The sequence below is a fragment of the Enterobacter sp. CM29 genome, assembly GCF_013179605.1.
GTDB lineage: Bacteria > Pseudomonadota > Gammaproteobacteria > Enterobacterales > Enterobacteriaceae > Enterobacter > Enterobacter intestinihominis.
Genome location: NZ_JABMCU010000063.1, coordinates 1 through 21,434 on the forward strand (window position 1 = coordinate 1; position 21,434 = coordinate 21,434).

Consider the following 21,434-nt stretch of genomic DNA (forward strand, 5'->3'; position numbering starts at 1 on the left):
GGGTGCGCATGATCCCTTTTACCCGCTCAACCGGCGCCAGTCTCGCCCATTCCAGTATACCAATGGTGTCGAAAACCGTATCGGCATCGAAGATCCAGCCGCAGGCCTGGTGTCCCTGGCCGCTGTTCAGATTTCGACGCCAGCGCTGATGTTCCGGCAGGCTCAGCGCTGCCAGACCTTGCTTCGCGCCGTGGCTATGCGAATGCTCAGCGCTGGCAGGCAGTTGCGTCTGGTTGAGGCGGGGAAGATCGAGCAGGGCGCCATCAATGTTGCCCTGGGTGGTCTGCACGTACTGACGTCCACCGCCAGCCTGCTGCCACCAGGCATTGAACGCGGCCTGACTCTCAGCCGTCGCGCGATCGGATTTATTCGCCACGATGATGTCTGCCGAGGCGAGCTGGTCGCGGAAATTGTCGTTATTGATCGCTTTTTCATCCAGCAGCTGGCGGGGGTCGAGCAGGCAAAGCGTCGCACGCAGCTCAAGCCACGGCTCGTAGACCGGGGCGGTCAGTAAATCAAGAATTTGCTTCGGATGACCCAGCCCAGTGGGTTCAATCAGCAGACGGTCAGGCTTGCCCTGACGCAGCAGCGTATTCAGTCCGACCTGCATCGGCAGACCATTCACGCAGCACATACACCCGCCCGGGATCTCTTTCACCATCGCGCCGCTGTCGGCGAGCAACGCGCCGTCGATCCCCACTTCGCCAAATTCGTTGACCAGCACGGCCCACTTTTCCGCCGGATCTTTATTGGCCAGCAAATGCAGAATGGACGTAGTTTTACCGCTGCCGAGAAAACCGGTGATCAGGTTGGTTTTGGTCACGTGCGCTCCGATAAATAATTGTGATGTAGTAACAACTATCTATCATCCTGACGAAAAAATCGGGCATTGAGAAGAGGGAGGGCGAACGGAGCGTAAAACCGTTCGCCTTAAACGCAATAATCGCTAAATTTTTAACGTTTCGATAACGGCCTGACGCGCGCCGAGCCGGACGAGGCGCTGGTACGCGCCGGTGATTGCCTCGACAAAGACAGGGTTTTGCGGCAGGTCGTCGCCAAAGATTTCTTTTAGCGTCAGCAGGGCGCTAACGCGTTCTGCGTCACTGCTGGAAGCGACAATGGCCTGAAACTTGTCGCTCAGTGGATCGCGCACGTCAATGGCGTTGCCCTGGTCGTCCGTCCCGCTGACGTAGCGCATCCAGCCTGCGACGCCCAGCGCCAGTAATGGCCAGGCGGTGTTACGCTCAAGATGCATGCGGATCCCATCCAGCATGCGCTGAGGCAGCTTCTGACTGCCGTCCATAGCGATTTGCCAGGTGCGGTGCTGTAGCGCCGGGTTGGCGAAGCGGTCAAGCAGGCTGTCAGCATAGGCTGTCAGATCGACGTTGGTGATACGCAGCGTAGGGGCCTGCTCATTCAGCATCAGCCTGCGGGCAGCCTCGCGGAAGCTGTCGTCCTGCATACATTCATTTATGTGCGCGTAGCCGGCAAGGTAGCCCAGATACGCCAGGAAGGAGTGGCTGCCGTTCAGCATCCGCAGCTTCATCTGCTCCCAGGGCAGGACATCCTCAACCATCTGTACGCCTGCAACCTCCCATTCCGGACGCCCGGCGACAAAGTTATCTTCCACTACCCACTGAATGAACGGTTCACAGCTGATGGCGCAGGGATCTTCAACGCCAAGTTCCTGGGTGATTTCCGCGAGTGAGGCGTCAGTGGCGGCGGGCACGATTCGGTCGACCATGGTGCCAGGGAAGCTCACGTGCGCCTCGATCCATCCGGCCAGCTCTGCGGAACGCTTTCCGGCCATGCCGAGAACGGCATTTTTCACCACGTGGCCGTTATCGGGAATGTTGTCGCAGGAGAGCACGGTAAACGCCGGCAGGCCGCGCTCGCGGCGGCGATGAAGCGCTTCGACCAGAATACCCGGCGCGGAATGCGGCTCAGACGGATGCTCAAGATCGTGCAGAATGCGGCTGTTGTGCATATCCAGTTTCCCCGTCGCCGGATCGATGCAGTAGCCTTTTTCGGTAATGGTGAGGGAGACAATGGCCACCTGCGGTTCGCAGAACTTCTCAATAATGGCTGCCAGCGAGTCGAGTTTTGCGTTCAGGCACTCTTTTACCGCACCGATAATAATGGGCTGATTGCCTTCGGCACCTTTCTCCAGCACGGTAAACAGATGATCCTGCGCGCGGAGCTGGCGCATGAGAACATCGCCGCTAAAGAGGCTAATCTCACAAATACCCCAGTCGCCTCCTTTGGCGTTCAGCACCCGGTTTGTTAACAACGCCTGATGCGCCCGGTGGAACGCGCCAAAGCCGAAATGGACGATGCGGGAGCGTAACTGCTCGCGATCGTAGCGGGGCTGCTGGACATGAGCAGGAAGCGCGGTGGAGGCAATAGTCTTCATGTAGTACACACCTGATTAACCATTAATTAACAATGCCAGTGTAAAGTTATATGACAACAAATAAAATTGGTAAGCCGTAAATATCCCGGTTATGTGAGTTTGATCAATCAATGTCGCGCGCTGTGTTGACCACTTCGATTAAACATGTATGGTAGTCGTCATTGAGGTAATCCATATTGGTATAACAACTTGAGAGGGTGGGGCAATGGAACAAACCTGGCGTTGGTACGGGCCGAACGATCCGGTTTCTCTTGATGATGTGCGTCAGGCTGGCGCAACGGGTGTGGTCACGGCGCTGCATCATATTCCGAACGGTCAGGTGTGGCCGGTGGAGGAAATCCAAAAGCGTCAGGCACAGCTGGCAGAGAAGGGTCTAACCTGGTCTGTCGTGGAAAGTATTCCGGTTCACGAAGATATCAAAACCCACTCCGGTGAGTGTGAAACCTGGATTGCGAATTATCAGCAGAGCATTCGTAACCTGGCGGCCTGCGGTATTGATACCGTCTGCTATAACTTTATGCCAATTCTGGACTGGACGCGTACCGACCTGGAATATGAAATGGCCGATGGTTCGAAGGCGCTGCGTTTCGATCAAATCGCTTTTGCGGCTTTTGAGCTGCACATTCTGAAGCGTCCGGGGGCGGAAGCAGACTACACCGCCGAAGAGCAGCAGCAGGCGCTGGCGTGGTTCAATGCCGCCAGTGAAGCGGACATTGAGAAGCTGGTTCGCAATATTATCGCGGGCCTGCCGGGGGCGGAAGAGGGCTATACCCTCGATCAGTTCCGCGCGCGCCTGGCGGAATATGGCGATATCGATAAAAACCAGCTGCGTGAAAACATGGCGCACTTCCTGCGCGCTATCGTGCCGGTGGCAGAAGAAGCGGGCGTGCGGCTGGCGGTCCATCCGGACGATCCACCGCGTCCAATCCTCGGCCTGCCGCGTATCGTGTCGACCATTGAGGATATGCAGTGGCTAAAAGAGACGGTGGACAGCATCTACAACGGCTTTACCATGTGTACGGGCTCTTACGGCGTGCGTGCGGATAACGATCTGGTGCGGATGATCGAAACCTTTGGGGATCGCATTCATTTCACTCACCTGCGTGCAACCTGCCGTGAAGAGAATCCAAAAACCTTCCATGAAGCAGCCCACCTTGGCGGCGACGTGAACATGGTTGCGGTGGTGGATGCCATTCTCTCTGAAGAAGTACGTCGTAAGCAGGCGGGGGATGTACGTCCTATCCCGTTCCGTCCGGATCACGGGCATCAGATGCTGGACGATCTGCGCAAGAAAACGAATCCAGGGTATTCGGCGATTGGCCGTCTGAAAGGGATGGCGGAAGTGCGCGGTATCGAGCTGGCGCTGAAAATGACGAAGTATCCAGAGCTTCTGTAAGCCTGATTGCCCGGTGGCGCTACGCTTACCGGGCCTACGAAAAACCGGCTCTGAGGCCGGTTTTTGTGTTTTTGTAGGCCGGGTAAGGCGCAGCCGCCACCCGGCAAACGCCACAATCAGTCAGCGCGACCCATATAGCGTTTTTCTTCGATATGGATACGGATTTTCTCGCCCGCTGACAGGTATTCTGGCACCTGTACGACCAGACCGGTAGTCAGGGTAGCCGGTTTGTTACGCGCGCTTGCAGACGCGCCTTTGATGCCCGGTGCCGTTTCAACGATTTCCAGATCAACGGTCTGCGGCAGCTCCAGCGCCAGCAGCACGCCATCCCAGGTCAGCACCTGCATGTCCGGCATTCCACCTTCAGGAATAAACAGCAGCTCTTCTTCGATCTGATCTTTGGTGAAGATATACGGGGTGTAATCTTCTTTATCCATGAACACGTATTCGTTGCCGTCGATGTAGGAGAAATCAACGTAGCGACGGGTCAGGGTCACGGTATCCACGATATCGTCGCCTTTAAAACGTTCTTCCACTTTCAGGCCGGTACGGACATCGGAGAAACGCATTTTATACAGCGTTGCTGCGCCACGGGCGCTGGGTGCCTGAATGTCGATATCTTTCACAATCAGCAGTTTGCCGTTGTAATTCAGTACCATACCTTTCTTGATTTCGTTCGCTCTTGGCATTGCAGTAATCCTGTTTACGGGAGGTAAAAAATATCGCGCCAAATTACTCGCGCGCGGCCTTTCAGGCAAGCGGAATTCGTGGGTTTTGCTATCAATACATAAAAGGTGTTACTGTGCGCGCAATGCCCGACTGCGCGGGCATCTGCCACCAACAGAGAGCATGTATGGATTGTCGTTCCGACTGTGGCGCGTGCTGTACCGCACCGTCCATCTCAAGCCCCATTCCAGGCATGCCACAAGGCAAGCCTGCCAATACCCGCTGCGTTCAGCTCTCTGACTCCAACCTGTGCATGATCTTTGGCTCGCCTTTACGCCCGAAGGTGTGCTCCGGGCTCCAGCCTGGCGCCGAAATGTGCGGCAGTACGCGCCAGCAGGCCATCACTTACCTGCTTGAGCTGGAAGCGCTCACCGCGCCTTAAACGTCTTTGATCCGCGTCAGGCAGCTCAGCGTCAGGACGCACATCACCAGCGCAATCCAGAACACCGTATGATAGTTCCAGATTTCAGCCACAATGCCCGCCAGTGAGCCTGCAATAATCCAGCCCACGCGGGTGGTATTAGTATAAAGGGTGGTGGCAGCGCCTGCCTGACCCGGCATCAGATCCTGGAAGTAGAGCATGCCGATACCGGCCAGGATGCCGATATAAATGGCGTTCAGCAGCTGTAAAGCAAGAAGCAGGGCTGGCGTATGAACCGTCAGCATACCGATATAAAACAGCAGCCCGGCAACGGCGGCGATGCGCATCAAAAAGCGCTTGCCGAAGCGCTTCGCGTAATAGCCCGCAATCAGCATGGTGGGGATCTCAAGCCCCGCGGCGGTTCCCATCATGATCCCGGCCAGCTTCTCCGGCAGATGCAGCTCATCAATAATAAACAACGGCATATTAATGATATAGAGGCTGTTCGTTCCCCACATCAGCGTACAGATAATGAATAACAGTAGTGCGTCGCGCCGGTTACGCCGCGGTGCTTCCAGCGTACCGGTCGCCACTTTCGGCTCTTTACGCATGGAAGGCAGGAAGAACCATACCATTGCGCCACACACCACGAAGGCTACCGCCGCGCTGAGGTACATTACCGTAAAGCCAAAACCCATTGCCAGCGCGTAGGCGAGCGGGGGGCCAATCACCCACGCAAGCGACACCTGCGCGCGCAGTATCGAGCTGAACATCACCGCTTCCCGTCCGGTACGGTCGGCGTGCTCGCGGGCAAGGGCGAACATCTGCGGGTTGGCGGTCGAGCCGAAGCTGCTCAGGAACACCCCAACAAACAGCAGAATGAAATAGTTGCGGTTCCAGGCAAACAACACGCAGGCGAAAACGCCCAGCAGACAGCAAAAGACGATCAGGCTTTTACGATCGCCTTTTCTGTCGGAACGCCCGGCCAGAAACTGGCTGACCAGGATGCCAATGATGGCGCTCCCGGTGAAGAAGAAGCCAACCATCGCCGGACGCGCGTGGACTTCGTTGGTCAGAAACAGGCTCAGCGTAGGCGTTTGTAACGCACCGGCAATACCGGTGAGGAAAGCAACGATCAAAAACGCCGTTGACGTCAAATCAAAGGGCTTTGGTGAGGCGGCAGCGGGGGTGTTATGCATGTTCAGTCTTTGCGAGTAACAGAGAGAGGCGGAGTTTACGCCGCCTGTCATTAAATAAACAGAGGGCAAAATCAAGATTGCCACAATAAATCAAAATAGCATTTCAGTTTAACGCTGTTTCGCTGAAGCGTGCTGAACCTGTTTGCTGAACATCAGCAAAAACCTCCCTATTGAAGAAGAAATGTGCTGCACTTCTAAATTCTGCAACAAGAAATGTAACTTTTCTTGCAACCTTTTGTAGAAAAGACAAGACTTCTTGAAACGTTTCAGCGCTATCTTGCATGTCCTGTAGAAGCAGGTTAGCGCATATTTTCTCAGTTAAGCTGAAACGATTCAATTTCAGCAGGAGAGGAGAATCATGTTCCAGTTATCTGTTCAGGATATCCACCCGGGCGAACAGGCCGGGAATAAAGAAGAGGCTATTCGCCAGGTCGCCGCTGCGCTCGTGCAGGCTGGCAACGTGGCGGACGGCTACGTCAACGGCATGCTGGCGCGTGAACAGCAGACCTCCACCTTCCTCGGTAACGGTATTGCAATTCCGCACGGCACCACGGACACCCGCGATCAGGTGCTGAAAACCGGCGTGCAGGTTTACCAGTTCCCGCAGGGCGTGCTCTGGGGCGAGGGGCAGGTGGCTTACGTGGCGATCGGTATCGCGGCAAGCGGTGACGAACACCTGGGCCTGCTGCGTCAGCTGACGCACGTGCTGAGCGATGATGCCGTCGCGGAACAGCTTAAATCCGCCACCACTGCTGAAGAGCTGCGTGCCCTGCTGATGGGCGAAAAACAGAGCGAAGCGCTGAAGCTGGATAATGAAACCCTGATGCTGGACGTCGTTGCGTCCGATCTGGTGACGCTCCAGGCGCTGAACGCGGCTCGCCTGAAAGAGGTGGGGGCGGCTGATACCGCCTTTGTGACCCGCACCATCAATGATAAGCCTTTAAACCTGGGTCAGGGCATCTGGCTGAACGACAGTGCTGAAGGCAACCTGCGCAGTGCTATCGCGGTCAGCCGTGCTGCGGTTGCCTTTGAGACAGACGGCGAACGCGCCGCGATGCTGGTAACCGTTGCCATGGCTGACGATCAGCCGGTTTCCGTGCTGAAGCGCCTTGGCGATCTGCTGCTGAACAATAAAGCTGAAAAACTGCTGAACGCAGACGCGGCGACGGTGCTGGCTCTGTTGACCAGCGACGATGCGCTGACGGACGACCTGCTGAGCGCAGAGTACGTGGTGCGTAACGAACACGGCCTGCATGCCCGTCCGGGCACCATGCTGGTGAATACCATTAAACAATTTGAAAGTGAGATCACCGTGACCAATCTGGACGGTTCGGGTAAACCAGCCAACGGGCGCAGCCTGATGAAAGTTGTCGCGCTGGGTGTGAAGAAAGGCCATCGTCTGCGTTTTACCGCGCAGGGTGCTGATGCTGAACAGGCGCTGAAAGCGATTGGCGACGCCATCGCGGCCGGTCTGGGGGAGGGCGCATAATGAGCAGACGTGTTGCGACCATTACGCTGAACCCGGCTTACGATCTGGTGGGCTTCTGCCCGGAAATTGAGCGTGGCGAAGTTAACCTGGTGCGAACCACCGGCCTGCATGCCGCAGGGAAAGGGATTAACGTGGCGAAGGTGCTGAAAGATCTCGGCATCGACGTCACCGTTGGCGGCTTCCTTGGCAAAGACAACCAGGACGGTTTTCAGCAGTTGTTTAGTGAACTGGGCATCGCTAACCGTTTTCAGGTTGTGCAGGGCCGTACCCGTATTAACGTTAAGCTGACCGAGAAAGACGGTGAAGTGACCGATCTGAACTTCTCCGGCTTCGAAGTGACCCCGGCTGACTGGGAGCGCTTCGTTGCCGATTCCCTGAGCTGGCTGGGCCAGTTTGACATGGTGTGCGTCAGCGGCAGCTTGCCGTCCGGCGTCAGCCCGGAAGCGTTCACCGACTGGATGACGCGCCTGCGCAGCCAGTGCCCGTGCATTATTTTTGACAGCAGCCGCGACGCGCTGGTCGCCGGTCTGAAAGCCTCGCCATGGCTGGTTAAGCCTAACCGCCGTGAACTGGAAATCTGGGCGGGCCGTAAGCTGCCAGAATTAAAGGATGTGATTGACGCTGCCCATGCGCTGCGCGAGCAGGGTATCGCTCATGTGGTGATTTCGCTGGGTGCAGAAGGTGCCCTGTGGGTTAACGCCTCCGGGGAATGGATTGCCAAACCGCCTTCTATGGAAGTGGTCAGCACCGTGGGTGCCGGGGATTCGATGGTTGGCGGCCTGATCTACGGTCTGCTGATGCGCGAATCCAGTGAACATACCCTACGCCTTGCTACCGCCGTTGCGGCCCTGGCCGTGAGCCAGAGCAATGTCGGTATTACCGATCGTACCCAGTTAGCCGCGATGATGGCGCGCGTTGACTTAAAACCTTTTAACTAACAGCAGGAGAGGAATAATGAAAACGCTGCTGATCATTGACTCCGGTCTCGGACAGGCTCGTGCCTATATGGCGAAGACCCTGCTGGGCGCGGCGGCACAAAAAGCGCACCTGGATATCATTGATAACCCGGGTGATGCTGAAATGGCGATTGTTCTGGGCGACAAAATCCCCGCGGACAGCGCCCTGAACGGCAAAAAAGTATGGCTGGGCGATATTAACCGCGCGGTGGCACACCCTGAACTGTTTCTGAGCGAAGCAAAAGGTCATGCGACGGTTTACAGCGCACCCGTTGAGGCCGCGCCGGTCGCAACCGCTGGGCCGAAACGCATTGTTGCGGTAACGGCCTGCCCGACAGGTGTGGCTCACACCTTTATGGCGGCTGAAGCCATTGAAACCGAAGCGAAAAAACGCGGCTGGTGGGTGAAGGTTGAAACTCGTGGCTCTGTTGGCGCGGGTAATGCCATCACGCCGGAAGAGGTGGCCGAAGCCGATCTGGTGATCGTGGCGGCCGATATCGAAGTGGATCTGGCGAAGTTTGCCGGTAAGCCGATGTACCGCACCTCAACCGGCCTGGCGCTGAAGAAAACTGCGCAGGAGTTTGATAAAGCGCTGGCGGAAGCCAAACCTTATCAGGCGACCGGTGCGGCTAAAACGCCTGGCGAAGGTAAGAAAGAGTCTGCGGGTGCCTATCGTCACCTGTTAACCGGGGTTTCCTACATGCTGCCGATGGTGGTGGCGGGCGGCCTGTGTATTGCGCTCTCCTTTGCCTTTGGTATCGAAGCCTTTAAAGAGCAGGGCACGCTGGCGGCAGCCTTGATGCAGATTGGTGGCGGCTCCGCGTTTGCGCTGATGGTGCCGGTGCTGGCGGGCTTTATCGCCTTCTCCATCGCTGACCGTCCGGGTCTGACGCCGGGTCTTATCGGCGGTATGCTGGCCGTGAGCACCGGTTCTGGCTTCATCGGCGGTATCATCGCCGGTTTCCTTGCCGGTTACGTGGCGAAGCTCATCAGCTCGAAGCTGAAGCTGCCGCAGAGTATGGAGGCGCTGAAACCTATCCTGATCATCCCGCTGATTTCCAGCCTGGTGGTCGGTCTGGCGATGATTTACCTGATTGGTAAGCCGGTCGCGGGCATTCTGGAAGGTCTGACCCACTGGCTGCAAACCATGGGGACGGCGAACGCGGTGCTGTTGGGCGCAATCCTCGGCGGTATGATGTGTACCGACATGGGCGGTCCGGTAAACAAAGCGGCATACGCGTTCGGCGTTGGCCTGCTGAGTACCCAGACCTATGCGCCTATGGCGGCGATCATGGCGGCAGGTATGGTGCCTCCGCTGGCACTTGGCCTGGCGACAATCATTGCCCGTCGTAAGTTCGATAAAGCGCAGCAGGAAGGCGGCAAAGCGGCGCTGGTGCTGGGTCTGTGCTTCATTACCGAAGGCGCAATCCCGTTTGCGGCGCGCGATCCAATGCGTGTTCTGCCATGCTGTATCGTCGGCGGTGCGGTAACGGGAGCTATCTCCATGGCGGTAGGTGCGAAACTGATGGCACCGCACGGCGGTCTGTTCGTCCTGCTGATCCCTGGCGCCATCACGCCGGTGCTGGGCTACCTGCTAGCGATTGTTGCCGGTACGCTGGTGGCGGGTCTGTCTTACGCGGTGCTGAAGCGTCCGGAAGCGGAAGTGGTCGCAAAAGCAGCCTAAAAGAGGTGTCGGGTGGCGGCTTCGCCTTACCCGACCTACAAAAAAGCCGGGTCGCGTTAAGCGCCCGGCTTTTTTTAGGCCGCCTGTTCAGCGGTCTGCTGTGCCTTCAGCCAGGCAATCTCTTCTGCCCAGATATCCGGATTGATGGTTTCCAGCACCATTGGAATGCCGTCGAAGCGGGCATCCTGCATGATAAAGCGGAACGCATCGTGGCCGATATTACCTTCGCCCAGGCTGTGGTGACGGTCTACGCGGCTGCCGAACGCGCTTTTCGCATCGTTTAAGTGCATACCGCGAAGATATTTAAAACCAACAATACGCTCGAACTCTTCGAAGGTATTTTTCGTGGCCTCGGTTGTGCGCAGGTCATACCCGGCGGCAAACGCGTGGCAGGTATCAATGCACACGCCCACGCGGGATTTGTCTTCCACGCCGTCGATGATCGCCGCCAGATGCTCAAACCTGAAGCCAAGGTTGCTGCCCTGACCGGCGGTATTCTCAATCACCGCCGTCACGCCCTGGGTTTTATCCAGCGTCATGTTTATGGACTCGGCGATGCGCGCCAGACAGGCGTCTTCGTCGATTTGCATCAGATGGCTACCGGGATGGAAGTTCAGCAGCGTCAGCCCCAGCTGTTCACAGCGCTGAACCTCATCCAGGAATGCTTCGCGGGATTTTTCCAGCGCCTCAGCAACCGGGTGGCCGAGGTTAATCAGGTAGCTGTCGTGCGGGAGGATCTGCCCAGGCCCATAGCGGTATTTCTCGCAGGCGGCTTTGAAGTCATCAATCACTTCCGCGGTGAGGGGAGCTGCGCGCCACTGGCGCTGGTTTTTGGTGAACAGGGCGAAAGCGGTCGCCTCGATTTCGGCGGCGCGAATGGCGGCATTCGCAAGGCCACCGGCAGCGCTGACGTGCGCTCCAACATATTTCATAAAAAGACTCCTGTTAACCCGAAATGCCTATGATAGCGGGTTAACAGGAGAAGGACGAGATGGTTTATGCCAACAGGCTGTGTACCGCAAGGTTAATCGCACCGCCGCCAACAATCAGCCAGATGAACAGCACCAGCGCCATCAGCAGCGGTTTCGCCCCGGCTTTTTTCAGCGCGCTGACGTGCGTGGTGACGCCCAGCGCCGCCATTGCCATCGCCAGCAGGACCGTATCCAGCGTGACCAGCATATCCACCATCGCTTTTGGCAGCAGGTGGAAAGAGTTGAAGATAGCGACCACGATGAACAGGATCGCAAACCACGGAATGGTGATTTTGCTTTTCTCGCTGCCGCCTGCCGGAGCCAGCTGTTTAACCCGCGCCGCAAGGAAAATCAGGAACGGGGCCAGCATCATCACGCGCAGCATTTTGGCGATGACCGCCGCGTTTTCCGCTTCCGGGTTAATGGCGTGACCTGCCGCCACCACCTGCGCCACTTCGTGCATGGTTGAGCCGATATAAATGCCGTAGGTTTCCGGGCTAAACCAGTGCGCCACCAGCGGATACATGGCTGGATACAGGAAGATCGCCAGCGTACCGAAGATAACTACCGTCGCGACGGCAACCGTGACTTTACTGGCTTCGGCTTTGACTACCGGCTCTGTTGCCAGTACAGCCGCTGCGCCGCAGATGCTGCTACCCGCACCGATCAGCCAGCTGGTCTGTTTGTCCAGTCCAAAGATCTTCTGGCCGATAAAGCACGCCAGTAAAAAGGTGCTCGAAAGGGTCAGGACGTCGATGGCAATCCCGCTGACACCCACATCCGCAATCTGCGAAAAGGTGAGACGGAAGCCATAAAGGATGATCCCGAGACGTAATAAATGCTGCTTGGCGAAAATCACGCCGCCGTCGCAGGATTTCCAGATATGCGGGTAAACGGTGTTCCCGACCACCATGCCGAGCAGAATGGCCAGCGTCAGGGCGCTGAACCCTGCACCGGCAACAGCTGGTATACTGCCACCCCATAAGGCCACGCCGGTAACCACGGCGCTGAGCGCGAGACCCGGCACGAAGTGCCACACTGTACGATGATGTTGTAAGGTGATTTCTGACATAACCTTCTCCTTTGTCTGGCTAAAGGTTACGGCGCTCTGGCTTAAAAATAAAATTGATTATATATTTATAATCAATCTTTATAAGTGGTAAGCAACCATGCACATTACATTGCGTCAGCTGGAAGTTTTTGCCGAGGTGCTGAAAAGCGGCTCGACAACCCAGGCGTCACAAATGCTGGCGCTCTCGCAGTCCGCCGTTAGCGCGGCCTTGACCGATCTTGAAGGGCAACTGGGCGTCCAGCTTTTCGACAGGGTAGGAAAGCGACTGGTGGTAAACGAACATGGCCGCCTGCTGTATCCGCGTGCCCTGGCCTTGCTTGAACAGGCAACGGAGATCGAACAGCTGTTCCGTGAGGACAACGGCGCTATTCGCGTCTACGCCAGCAGCACGATCGGTAACTACATCCTGCCGGAAGTGATCGCCCGCTACCGCCGGGATTTTCCGACCCTGCCGCTGGAGATGAGCGTCGGCAACAGCCAGGACGTGATTAACGCGGTGATTGATTTCCGCGTGGACATCGGTCTTATCGAAGGGCCGTGCCACAACGTCGATATCATTGCGGAGCCCTGGCTTGAGGATGAGCTGGTGGTGTTTGCTTCCCCGGCCTCTTCTTTACTCCAGGGCGAGGTTACGCTGGAGCGTCTGGCGCAGGCGCAGTGGATCCTGCGAGAGCAGGGCTCCGGCACGCGTGAGATTGTCGATTATCTACTGCTGTCCCATCTGCCGCAGTTCCAGCTAGGGATGGAGTTAGGTAACTCCGAGGCCATTAAGCATGCCGTACGTCATGGCCTGGGCATTAGCTGTCTTTCCCGACGGGTGATCGCCGAACAGCTGGAAACCGGCTCTCTGGTTGAGATCCCCGTTCCGCTGCCGAAGCTGGTGCGCACGCTGTGGTGCATCCACCATCGTCAGAAACACCTTTCCAGCTCGCTCCAGCGTTTTCTGCGCTATTGTGCCATTTAACGTTCCCCGGTGGCGCTTCGCTTACCGGGGCCAGGTGCGCTTATCACTCCACATTTTTATGCTTTACTTATAATCCTGGCCGAGTCATGAAGCTCTCTTATAACTGAGCATTTCTGCCGGAAGCAACGCAGATCGTCTGCTACAATCGCGCCTCATTTATTGAATGGACAGCATTTTCACATGGTTTCAGAAACTAAAACCACAGAAGCGCCCGCGCTACGTCGCGCACTTAAGGCGCGTCACCTGACGATGATCGCCATTGGCGGCTCCATCGGTACGGGTCTTTTCGTTGCCTCTGGCGCAACAATTTCGGCAGCCGGCCCGGGTGGGGCATTATTCTCTTATATCCTGATTGGCCTGATGGTCTACTTCCTGATGACCAGCCTGGGCGAACTGGCGGCATACATGCCGGTGTCTGGTTCGTTTTCGACCTACGGACAAAAATACGTTGAGGAAGGCTTCGGCTTCGCGCTGGGCTGGAACTACTGGTATAACTGGGCGGTGACCATCGCCGTTGACCTGGTCGCGGCACAGCTGGTGATGACCTGGTGGTTCCCGGACACGCCCGGCTGGATCTGGAGCGCCCTGTTCCTGGCGGTCATCTTCCTGCTGAACTACATCTCCGTGCGCGGTTTCGGCGAAGCGGAATACTGGTTCTCTTTGATTAAAGTGGCAACCGTCATCATCTTTATCGTCGTCGGTGTGGCGATGATCGTTGGTATTTTCAAAGGGGCCGAACCGGCGGGCTGGAGTAACTGGACAATAGGCGATGCGCCGTTTGCCGGGGGCTTCTCGGCGATGATTGGCGTGGCGATGATTGTCGGCTTCTCCTTCCAGGGCACCGAACTGATTGGCATTGCGGCCGGTGAATCCGAAAACCCGGAGAAGACCATCCCGCGCGCGGTGCGTCAGGTGTTCTGGCGTATCCTGCTGTTCTATGTGTTCGCGATCCTGATTATCAGCCTGATCATTCCGTATACCGACCCAAGCCTGCTGCGTAACGACGTAAAAGACATCAGCGTCAGCCCGTTCACGCTGGTCTTCCAGCACGCGGGTCTGCTCTCAGCGGCGGCGGTGATGAACGCGGTGATCCTGACGGCGGTACTGTCTGCGGGTAACTCCGGGATGTACGCCTCCACCCGCATGCTCTACACCCTGGCCTGCGACGGTAAAGCGCCGCGTATTTTCTCGAAACTGTCTCGCGGTGGCGTGCCACGCAACGCGCTGTATGCGACCACGGTGATTGCGGGTCTCTGTTTCCTGACCTCCATGTTCGGCAACCAGACGGTCTACCTGTGGCTGCTTAACACCTCTGGTATGACGGGCTTCATTGCCTGGCTGGGCATTGCCATCAGCCACTACCGTTTCCGTCGCGGGTACGTCAAGCAGGGGCATGATCTGAATAACCTGCCGTACCGGTCAGGATTCTTCCCGCTGGGGCCGATCTTCGCCTTCGTTCTGTGCCTGATTATTACCCTGGGTCAGAACTATGAGGCCTTCCTTGCGGACACCATTGACTGGGGCGCCGTCACGGCCACCTATATTGGCATTCCGCTGTTCCTGATCATCTGGTTTGGCTACAAACTGACGAAAGGAACACGCTTCGTTCGCTACAGTGAAATGGATTTCCCGGAACGATTTAAATAATAACCGCACTTCCTCTCTTTTAGCCCGCTCAGTTGAGCGGGCTTTTTTATGGGCAGATCAGAAGCTGTAGGTCATGCCAACGGTATAGCGGCGGCCATCCAGCACGGTGTCATACGTATCGTAATCAATCTGCTTATCGAGCATGTTATATACACCGGCAGTAACCAGCAGGTTTTTGTTGGCGTTGTAGCGCATACCGACATCCACCTGAGTGTAGGACGGTGTGCCCTGAGACATAGACGTGCGGCTCAGGTACTCAGACGTTTTACCGCGCAGGTTCAGACGGCTCCAGAAGCCGACGTCGGGCGTCGCCTGCCAGTCCAGGGTGGTGTTGAACATGTGTTTTGGCATTTTGTTCAGTGGCTTGCCGGAGAACTGGCCGCTCTTCTGCTCGGATTCCGTATAGGTGTAGTTTGCAGTCCAGTTCACATCGCGCGTGATTTTCCAGCCGAAGGAGGACTCCACACCGCGCATATTGGCTTTGTCCACGTTGACGCGATCGCTGACGAAATCATAGCTATGATCGCCAATCGTACAGGCGGGATCGGCGCTGCTGTTACAGCGGCGAACTTCCGTAATTTTATCCTTGAAGTCGGTATTAAACAGCGTCACACCGGCATTAAGGTTATCGTTGTTATCCCAGAGCAGGGCGAGCTCTTCGCTCAGGCTCTTCTCGGGTTTCAGATCCGGGTTGCCGACGATGATACCGTCAAGACGGCCGCCACCTGTCACCTGGCCCCAGCTGGCAGACGACTGACGCAGATCCGGCGCACGATAGCCAGCAGAAACCCCGCCTTTCAACGTCCACTGATCGGCCAGGTGCCATACGCCGTAACCGCGCGGCGTCCAGTTCGTCCCGTAGTTTTGGTCTTTGTCCATACGCAGGCCGCCGGTCAACGTAAAGCTTTCCGTCATTGACCATTCATCTTCGGCAAACAGGGCCCAGCTCCAGCGCGTCAGTTTGTTCAGGCCGTCAGCAGCTTCCAGCTGATTACCGTTGTCGCGCAGTTTCTCATAGCGGTACTGCCCGCCGAGGGTCAACGTATGATCGCCGAGGAAGATCTGGTTCTGGTTGTTAAAGGTGGTGTTGTAGGAACGCATTTTGCGACCTGGATTATTGGTCTCTTCCTGCTGGATATAGCTGGTGGTATTGAAGTCGTCGTAATAACCACTGTGGGTTAACGAGTAGGTCGTGTGCTCATAGCGCGAGTCGCTTTTGGTATTTGGCGTACAGGTTGTTCCCCGGCAGGTTTCAGCTGCTTTCGACATCCCCGGGGTGCTGTTTCTGTCCTGAAGCTCGCGAGCAAAGTCGAGATCGAAATCGTTCTTCTCGTCCGGCGTGAAGTTCAGCGTAATGCCACCGTTACGCATTTTCTGCTCGTTATAGCCGTTCACGATTTTATCTTCTGCGCGGCGTGACAACAGCCCCGTCACTTTTGCACCCAGCAGCCCGTCAATCAGGGGACCAGAGGCGTAGGCGTTGGTCTGGAAGATATCGCCGGAGTCATGATTTTCCTGGAAGGTTGCATCGCCATGCAACGAACCGGTCCAGGCTTTGGTGTTCGAGACTTTTTTGGTAATGACGTTAATGACGCCACCCATAGCATCGGAGCCGTAAAGCGAGGACATCGGGCCGCGGATGACCTCGATGCGCTCAATGGACTCCAGCGGCGGCAGCCAGCCTTGTTCAATACCCGAGTTGTCGCTGTTTGGGCGGGTGCTTCGCGTACTGACGCGTTTGCCGTTCACCAGGAACAGGGTGTACTGAGAGGCCATGCCGCGAATACTGATATCACTGCTACTTCCACCGCCGGTGACGACGACGCCCGGGACATCTCTCAGGGCATCGGTAACATCACGGTAGGCTTTATCTTCAATCTGCTGTTTTGAAATCACAGAGATGGAGGCGGGGGCATTCTGGATCTTTTGTTCAAAACCCGTCGCGGTAACGACAACGGTATCCTGATCGGCTGCGTGAACGAAGGGGGAACATGTGGCAGCGCCAATGGCGACGGCCAGGAGCTTAATGCGTGGTATTGTCATTTGTACATTCCGTATAAAAATGAAAAAAACTCCATCGGGATAACCCTGAGAACTGTATGTTTTTGTCTTGTAAGCACTCTTTGAGATGGAGAAGAGCCTGGAATTGTACAAAAGAATGTAGAATTGTAAACACAAATGATAATTGAAATCATTTGTGTTTGGGTGAGGGCGACGGAAAACAGGCTGGATTCAAGCGGATAGGATTATGTAAATGAGGGGAAAGGCCCGACAGGCGAGAGGCTATCGGGCAAACAGCTGTATTTACGCGAACAAATGTGTCGCATGGAAGCGAAGATGATCTTCAATAAAGGACGCCATGAAGTAATAGCTGTGATCGTATCCCGGCTGTATGCGCAGCGTCAGCGGCCAGTCCTTCTGGCGCGCGGCTTCCGCCAGCAACGCAGGCTGTAACTGCCCGGCGAGGAACTGATCGGCATCACCCTGATCCACCAGCATCGGGATAGCGTCTTCTGGCTGGCTCGCCAGCATCAGCGCACAGCTGTCCCATTCCTGCCATTTCTCTGCACCCTCACCCAGATAGTGCGTAAAGGCTTTTTGCCCCCACGGCACCTGCGTTGGGTTCACAATCGGAGCAAATGCGGACACGCTGGTGTATTTCCCAGGATTTTTCAGCGCCATTATCAGCGCCCCGTGGCCACCCATCGAATGTCCGCTTATCGCGCAGCGCTCGCTGACCGCGAACTGAGAGTGCACCAGGGCAGGCAGTTCATCGCGAATGTAGTCATACATGAGGTAATGGCTCGCCCAGGGTTGTTCCGTGGCGTTGAGATAGAACCCGGCGCCTTTACCCAAATCGTATCCGGCATCGTCGGCCACGTCATCGCCACGCGGGCTCGTATCTGGCATCACCAGCGCAATGCCCAGTTCGGCGGCAATACGCTGGGCGCCCGCTTTGGTGGTGAAGTTTTCGTCGTTGCAGGTCAGGCCTGAAAGCCAGTACAGCACCGGTGGATTGTCCGCAGGGGGCAGGAAAATACTGAACGTCATAGCACAGTTCAGCGTGGTGGAGTCGTGCCGCCAGCGCTGCTGTCGACCTTCAAAACAACGATGCTCTTCGAGCAGTTCCATGCAGGGCTCCTTATCCGAAAGACTATTCATTAAACGCATAATACAGAGTTTTCATTGACCTGTGAGCAACTTTCACTTTCGCAGGACGGCGAGATGTTGCATCATAAATTTACTTTTCTTTAACAATTGGAGCGATCATGGCGCTGCGTATCGCGCTCAGCGGATTTGTGGTTCTGGTCGTGGCGATGGGGATAGGGCGCTTCGCCTTCACGCCTCAGGTGCCGCTGATGATTGCCGCCGGGCAACTCACGCTTACCAGCGCGGGGCTGGTGGCGGCAATGAACTACCTGGGCTATCTGGTGGGGGCATGGGATGCTATGCGCGCTCATCGCTTCGTTGAAACGCGTCTCTGGCTTGGCATCACTGGCGCGGTGGCGCTGACGCTGCTCTCTGCGGCGGCAGATAATGCTGTCGTTCACGGTCTGCTGCGCTTTGTGATCGGCTGCATGAGCGGCTGGTCGATGGTGCTGATTGCCGCCTGGACCAACGAGCGGCTGGGGCAGCTGGGCAAGCCGGGGCTTAGTGCAGCCGTCTTTGCCGGACCCGGGGCCGGCATCGCCCTGAGTGGCCTGCTGGCGGTCTATATTCAGGCGAGATCTCTGTCTGCCGGCGCGGCATGGCAAATCTACGGCGTACTGGCGCTGGTGCTGATTGCGCTGGTGGCGCGCTATCTGCCGCGCGCGGGCCAGCTTCATCGCCCCGGTACCGCGCCTGAGCCGTTGCTGCTGACTACGGATCTCAGGCGTCTGGTCTGGAGCTACAGCCTGGCAGGGTTCGGCTATATCCTCCCTGCGACCTTCCTGTCGCAAATGGCGGCGGTGCGTTTCCCCGGCAGCCTGTTTGCCCAGTTTGTCTGGCCAATATTTGGCGCCGCCTCGGTGGTGGGGATTGCGCTCAGTATTGCCCTGCGGCATACATCAAGCGCTAACCGCAGGCTGGCGATTGTTCTCTGGTTACAGGGGATAGGCGTGCTGGCGGCCTGGCTGCTGCCGGGCATTGGCGGCTTGCTAACGGGTGGGCTGCTGGTGGGCGGCGGGTTCCTCTGCGCCGTGCAGCTCTCTCTGCTGTACGGTCGCGAGCTGGCGCCAGATCATACGCGTTATATGGCGGGACTGCTCACCACCGGGTATGCCATTGGTCAGCTGATTGGTCCGGTCACGTCGGCACTCTCGACCTGGCTCACGCACCGGCTGGAACCTGCGCTGGGGCTGGCGGGGATCGCGCTGTTCGCTGGCGGAGCGTTAGTCTGGAACCGTCAGGCTGAAAGGCAACAGCAATTGCAATAATTATCGACGTGAATACTGGATTATGTGCGTCGCCTCACGCACAATGAGCGCACACTTTTGCCACAACGAGGGCAAAAGACGCCACACCTGCAGGAGAAAAGAATGTCATCACTCAGTAAAGAAGCAGCCCTTGTCCATGAAGCGCTGGTTGCGCGCGGTCTTGAAACGCCACTGCGCCCGCCCGTGCAGGAGCTGGACAATGTTACCCGCAAGAGTCTGATCGCCGGCCATATGACGGAGATCATGCAACTGCTGAATCTCGATCTGAGCGACGACAGCCTGATGGAGACGCCGCACCGCATCGCGAAAATGTACGTCGACGAAATTTTCTCCGGCCTGGATTACGCGAACTTCCCGAAAATCACCGTCATTGAAAACAAGATGAAGGTCGATGAGATGGTGACGGTACGCGATATCACGCTGACCAGCACCTGCGAGCATCACTTTGTGACCATCGATGGTAAAGCGACGGTGGCCTATATTCCAAAAGATACGGTCATTGGCCTGTCCAAGATCAACCGCATCGTGCAGTTCTTTGCCCAGCGTCCTCAGGTGCAGGAGCGTCTGACGCAGCAGATCCTGACCGCACTGCAAACCCTGTTGGGGACTAACAACGTGGCGGTGTCTATCGACGCGGTTCACTACTGCGTGAAAGCGCGTGGCGTGCGTGATGCAACCAGCGCGACTACCACCACCTCGCTGGGCGGCCTGTTCAAATCGAGCCAGAACACCCGCCAGGAGTTTCTGCGCGCCGTGCGCCACCACAACTAATCAGACAGGGCAGGGACCATGGAGCGAAACGTCACGCTCGATTTTGTTCGCGGCGTCGCCATTCTCGGTATCCTGCTGCTGAATATCAGCGCCTTCGGTCTGCCGAAGGCCGCCTATCTGAACCCTGCATGGTATGGCGACATCACGCGCAGCGACGCCTGGACGTGGGCAATCCTTGATCTCTTCGCACAGGTTAAATTTCTGACCCTCTTTGCGCTTCTGTTTGGCGCGGGACTTCAGCTTCTCCTCAAACGCGGTACGAGCTGGATCCAGTCGCGTTTAACGCTGCTGGTTATCCTCGGTTTTATTCACGGGCTGCTTTTCTGGGACGGCGATATTCTGCTCGCGTATGGTCTGGTGGGCCTGATTTGCTGGCGGCTGATCCGCGACGCGCCCGGTGTAAAAAGCCTCTTTAACACTGGCGTGATGCTCTATGTCATGGGACTGACCGTGTTATTGCTGCTTGGCATGATCGCTGATGCTTCCACCAGTCGTTCGTGGATCCCGGATGCGGCCAATCTGCAATATGAGCAGTTCTGGAAGCTGAAAGGCGGCATGGAAGCGATCGGCAACCGGGCCGATATGCTCGGCGATAACCTGCTGGCGCTGGGGGCGCAATACGGCTGGCAGCTGGCGGGGATGATGCTGATGGGCGCAGCCCTGATGCGCACCGGCTGGCTGAAAGGAGAATTTAGCCTGCGACACTATCGTCTCACAGGCGCTGGCCTGGTACTGCTCGGCGTGATGATTAACCTTCCGGCGGTGATCTTACAATGGCATCTTCAGTGGGATTACCGCTGGTGCGCGTTCCTGTTGCAGGTGCCGCGCGAACTGAGCGCGCCGTTCCAGACCATTGGCTATGCGGCGCTGATCTATGGCTTCTGGCCCCGGCTTTCTCGCCTGTGGATCGTCAGTGCGGTGGCCTGCGTTGGACGGATGGCGTTAAGCAATTACATCCTGCAAACGCTGATATGCACCACGCTTTTCTACCGATTCGGCCTGTTTATGAAATTCGACCGCCTGACGCTGCTGGCGTTTGTTATTCCGGTCTGGGTTGTTAACGTGGTGTTTTCAGTTATCTGGCTGCGTTTTTTCCGCCAGGGCCCGCTGGAGTGGGTATGGCGACGGTTAACCGCCCTTGCGTCGGGCGTGTCATTGCGTAATACATCCAGATAACGATCTGGATCACAATCATTAACAAAACGGATGTAAGCGTTTTCATCTGTGTGAGCTTCTTCACGTAGTCTCCTCTCTCTCGCTGCCAGAATAGCCACCTTGCTAAACACAGGGGGTGTCTGTGAGTTGCTGCAATCCTTTTAAGGGTGGTGAATATGATCACCATTCGTGACGTCGCCCGCCAGGCGGGT

The 21,434-nt window shown here is 56.8% G+C and carries 19 protein-coding genes; 10 read left to right on the forward strand and 9 right to left on the reverse strand.

Features of this window, described 5'->3' with window-relative positions; translation table 11 throughout:
* A partial coding sequence (locus tag HP459_RS10135) for a GTP-binding protein (RefSeq protein ID WP_171936171.1) occupies positions 1–823 on the reverse strand: 823 nt, incomplete at its 3' end.
* A gap of 123 nt (positions 824–946) precedes the next feature.
* A complete protein-coding gene (locus tag HP459_RS10140; RefSeq protein WP_045620893.1) occupies positions 947–2,413 on the reverse strand; it encodes a mannitol dehydrogenase family protein in 1,467 nt (488 codons plus the stop codon).
* Positions 2,414–2,618: 205 nt separating this feature from the next.
* Here HP459_RS10140 and uxuA point away from each other — a divergent pair, with 205 nt between their 5' ends.
* Positions 2,619–3,809 carry a mannonate dehydratase gene (gene uxuA / locus HP459_RS10145; protein ID WP_022648722.1) on the forward strand — a complete coding sequence of 397 codons (1,191 nt, stop codon included), beginning with the start codon at positions 2,619–2,621 and terminating at the stop codon, positions 3,807–3,809.
* A 116-nt stretch (positions 3,810–3,925) separates the two neighbouring features.
* Here the strand turns inward: uxuA and yeiP are convergent, their stop codons facing one another.
* Positions 3,926–4,498 carry an elongation factor P-like protein YeiP gene (gene yeiP, locus HP459_RS10150; protein WP_003859355.1) on the reverse strand — a complete coding sequence of 191 codons (573 nt, stop codon included), beginning with the start codon at positions 4,496–4,498 and terminating at the stop codon, positions 3,926–3,928.
* Positions 4,499–4,662: 164 nt separating this feature from the next.
* On the opposite strand from yeiP, the gene HP459_RS10155 reads away from it, so the two are divergent.
* Positions 4,663–4,917, forward strand: coding sequence for a YkgJ family cysteine cluster protein (locus HP459_RS10155; protein ID WP_023300591.1), 255 nt, complete (start codon positions 4,663–4,665; stop codon positions 4,915–4,917).
* On the opposite strand, the gene setB is transcribed toward HP459_RS10155, so the two are convergent.
* Both setB and HP459_RS10165 read right to left on the reverse strand, forming a co-directional pair.
* Entirely contained in the window at positions 4,914–6,095 is a 1,182-nt protein-coding gene (gene setB / locus HP459_RS10160) for a sugar efflux transporter SetB (RefSeq protein WP_108367157.1), read from the reverse strand. The two genes, HP459_RS10155 and setB, sit on opposite strands and share 4 nt — an antisense overlap.
* Positions 6,096–6,198: 103 nt before the next feature.
* Positions 6,199–6,378 carry a hypothetical protein gene (locus HP459_RS10165; RefSeq protein WP_139152663.1) on the reverse strand — a complete coding sequence of 60 codons (180 nt, stop codon included), beginning with the start codon at positions 6,376–6,378 and terminating at the stop codon, positions 6,199–6,201.
* A 75-nt stretch (positions 6,379–6,453) separates the two neighbouring features.
* Here HP459_RS10165 and fruB point away from each other — a divergent pair, with 75 nt between their 5' ends.
* The 3 genes from fruB to fruA are packed head-to-tail and all read left to right on the forward strand — an operon-like array spanning position 6,454 to position 10,224.
* Entirely contained in the window at positions 6,454–7,584 is a 1,131-nt protein-coding gene (gene fruB, locus HP459_RS10170; RefSeq protein WP_022648705.1) for a fused PTS fructose transporter subunit IIA/HPr protein, read from the forward strand.
* Positions 7,584–8,522, forward strand: coding sequence for a 1-phosphofructokinase (fruK, locus tag HP459_RS10175; RefSeq protein ID WP_006811313.1), 939 nt, complete (start codon positions 7,584–7,586; stop codon positions 8,520–8,522). The genes fruB and fruK overlap by 1 nt, the downstream gene beginning before the upstream one ends.
* A gap of 16 nt (positions 8,523–8,538) precedes the next feature.
* Complete coding sequence (gene fruA, locus HP459_RS10180) at positions 8,539–10,224, forward strand: PTS fructose transporter subunit IIBC (protein ID WP_022648704.1); 1,686 nt, start codon at positions 8,539–8,541, stop codon at positions 10,222–10,224.
* Positions 10,225–10,298: 74 nt separating this feature from the next.
* On the opposite strand, the gene nfo is transcribed toward fruA, so the two are convergent.
* On the reverse strand, positions 10,299–11,156 hold the full coding sequence (nfo, locus tag HP459_RS10185; protein ID WP_063853858.1) for a deoxyribonuclease IV: 858 nt from the start codon (positions 11,154–11,156) through the stop codon (positions 10,299–10,301).
* A 64-nt stretch (positions 11,157–11,220) separates the two neighbouring features.
* Positions 11,221–12,267 (reverse strand): YeiH family protein, encoded by a 1,047-nt coding sequence (locus HP459_RS10190; protein WP_022648702.1) that lies wholly within the window; start codon positions 12,265–12,267, stop codon positions 11,221–11,223.
* Between the two features lie 97 nt (positions 12,268–12,364).
* Here HP459_RS10190 and yieE point away from each other — a divergent pair, with 97 nt between their 5' ends.
* On the forward strand, positions 12,365–13,231 hold the full coding sequence (gene yieE / locus HP459_RS10195) for a DNA-binding transcriptional regulator YeiE (RefSeq protein WP_017383387.1): 867 nt from the start codon (positions 12,365–12,367) through the stop codon (positions 13,229–13,231).
* 180 nt (positions 13,232–13,411) lie between these two features.
* A complete protein-coding gene (locus HP459_RS10200; RefSeq protein WP_032623905.1) occupies positions 13,412–14,878 on the forward strand; it encodes an amino acid permease in 1,467 nt (488 codons plus the stop codon).
* A gap of 57 nt (positions 14,879–14,935) precedes the next feature.
* Here the strand turns inward: HP459_RS10200 and HP459_RS10205 are convergent, their stop codons facing one another.
* Both HP459_RS10205 and fghA read right to left on the reverse strand, forming a co-directional pair.
* Positions 14,936–16,921: a ligand-gated channel protein gene (locus HP459_RS10205; RefSeq protein WP_032623906.1), complete on the reverse strand. Its 1,986-nt coding sequence runs from the start codon at positions 16,919–16,921 to the stop codon at positions 14,936–14,938.
* A 261-nt stretch (positions 16,922–17,182) separates the two neighbouring features.
* Positions 17,183–18,010, reverse strand: coding sequence for an S-formylglutathione hydrolase (gene fghA, locus HP459_RS10210; RefSeq protein ID WP_023300587.1), 828 nt, complete (start codon positions 18,008–18,010; stop codon positions 17,183–17,185).
* Positions 18,011–18,147: 137 nt separating this feature from the next.
* Between fghA and HP459_RS10215 the strand changes: the two genes are divergently transcribed.
* The 3 genes from HP459_RS10215 to yeiB all read left to right on the forward strand — a co-directional run bounded on the left by HP459_RS10215 (position 18,148) and on the right by yeiB (position 21,243).
* Complete coding sequence (locus HP459_RS10215) at positions 18,148–19,296, forward strand: YbfB/YjiJ family MFS transporter (RefSeq protein ID WP_023300586.1); 1,149 nt, start codon at positions 18,148–18,150, stop codon at positions 19,294–19,296.
* A 102-nt stretch (positions 19,297–19,398) separates the two neighbouring features.
* The gene (gene folE / locus HP459_RS10220) at positions 19,399–20,067 is read left to right on the forward strand and encodes a GTP cyclohydrolase I FolE (RefSeq protein WP_017383384.1); all 669 of its coding nucleotides are present in this window, start codon (positions 19,399–19,401) and stop codon (positions 20,065–20,067) included.
* 18 nt (positions 20,068–20,085) lie between these two features.
* Complete coding sequence (gene yeiB / locus HP459_RS10225) at positions 20,086–21,243, forward strand: DUF418 domain-containing protein YeiB (RefSeq protein ID WP_161177090.1); 1,158 nt, start codon at positions 20,086–20,088, stop codon at positions 21,241–21,243.
* Positions 21,244–21,434 lie beyond the last annotated feature (191 nt).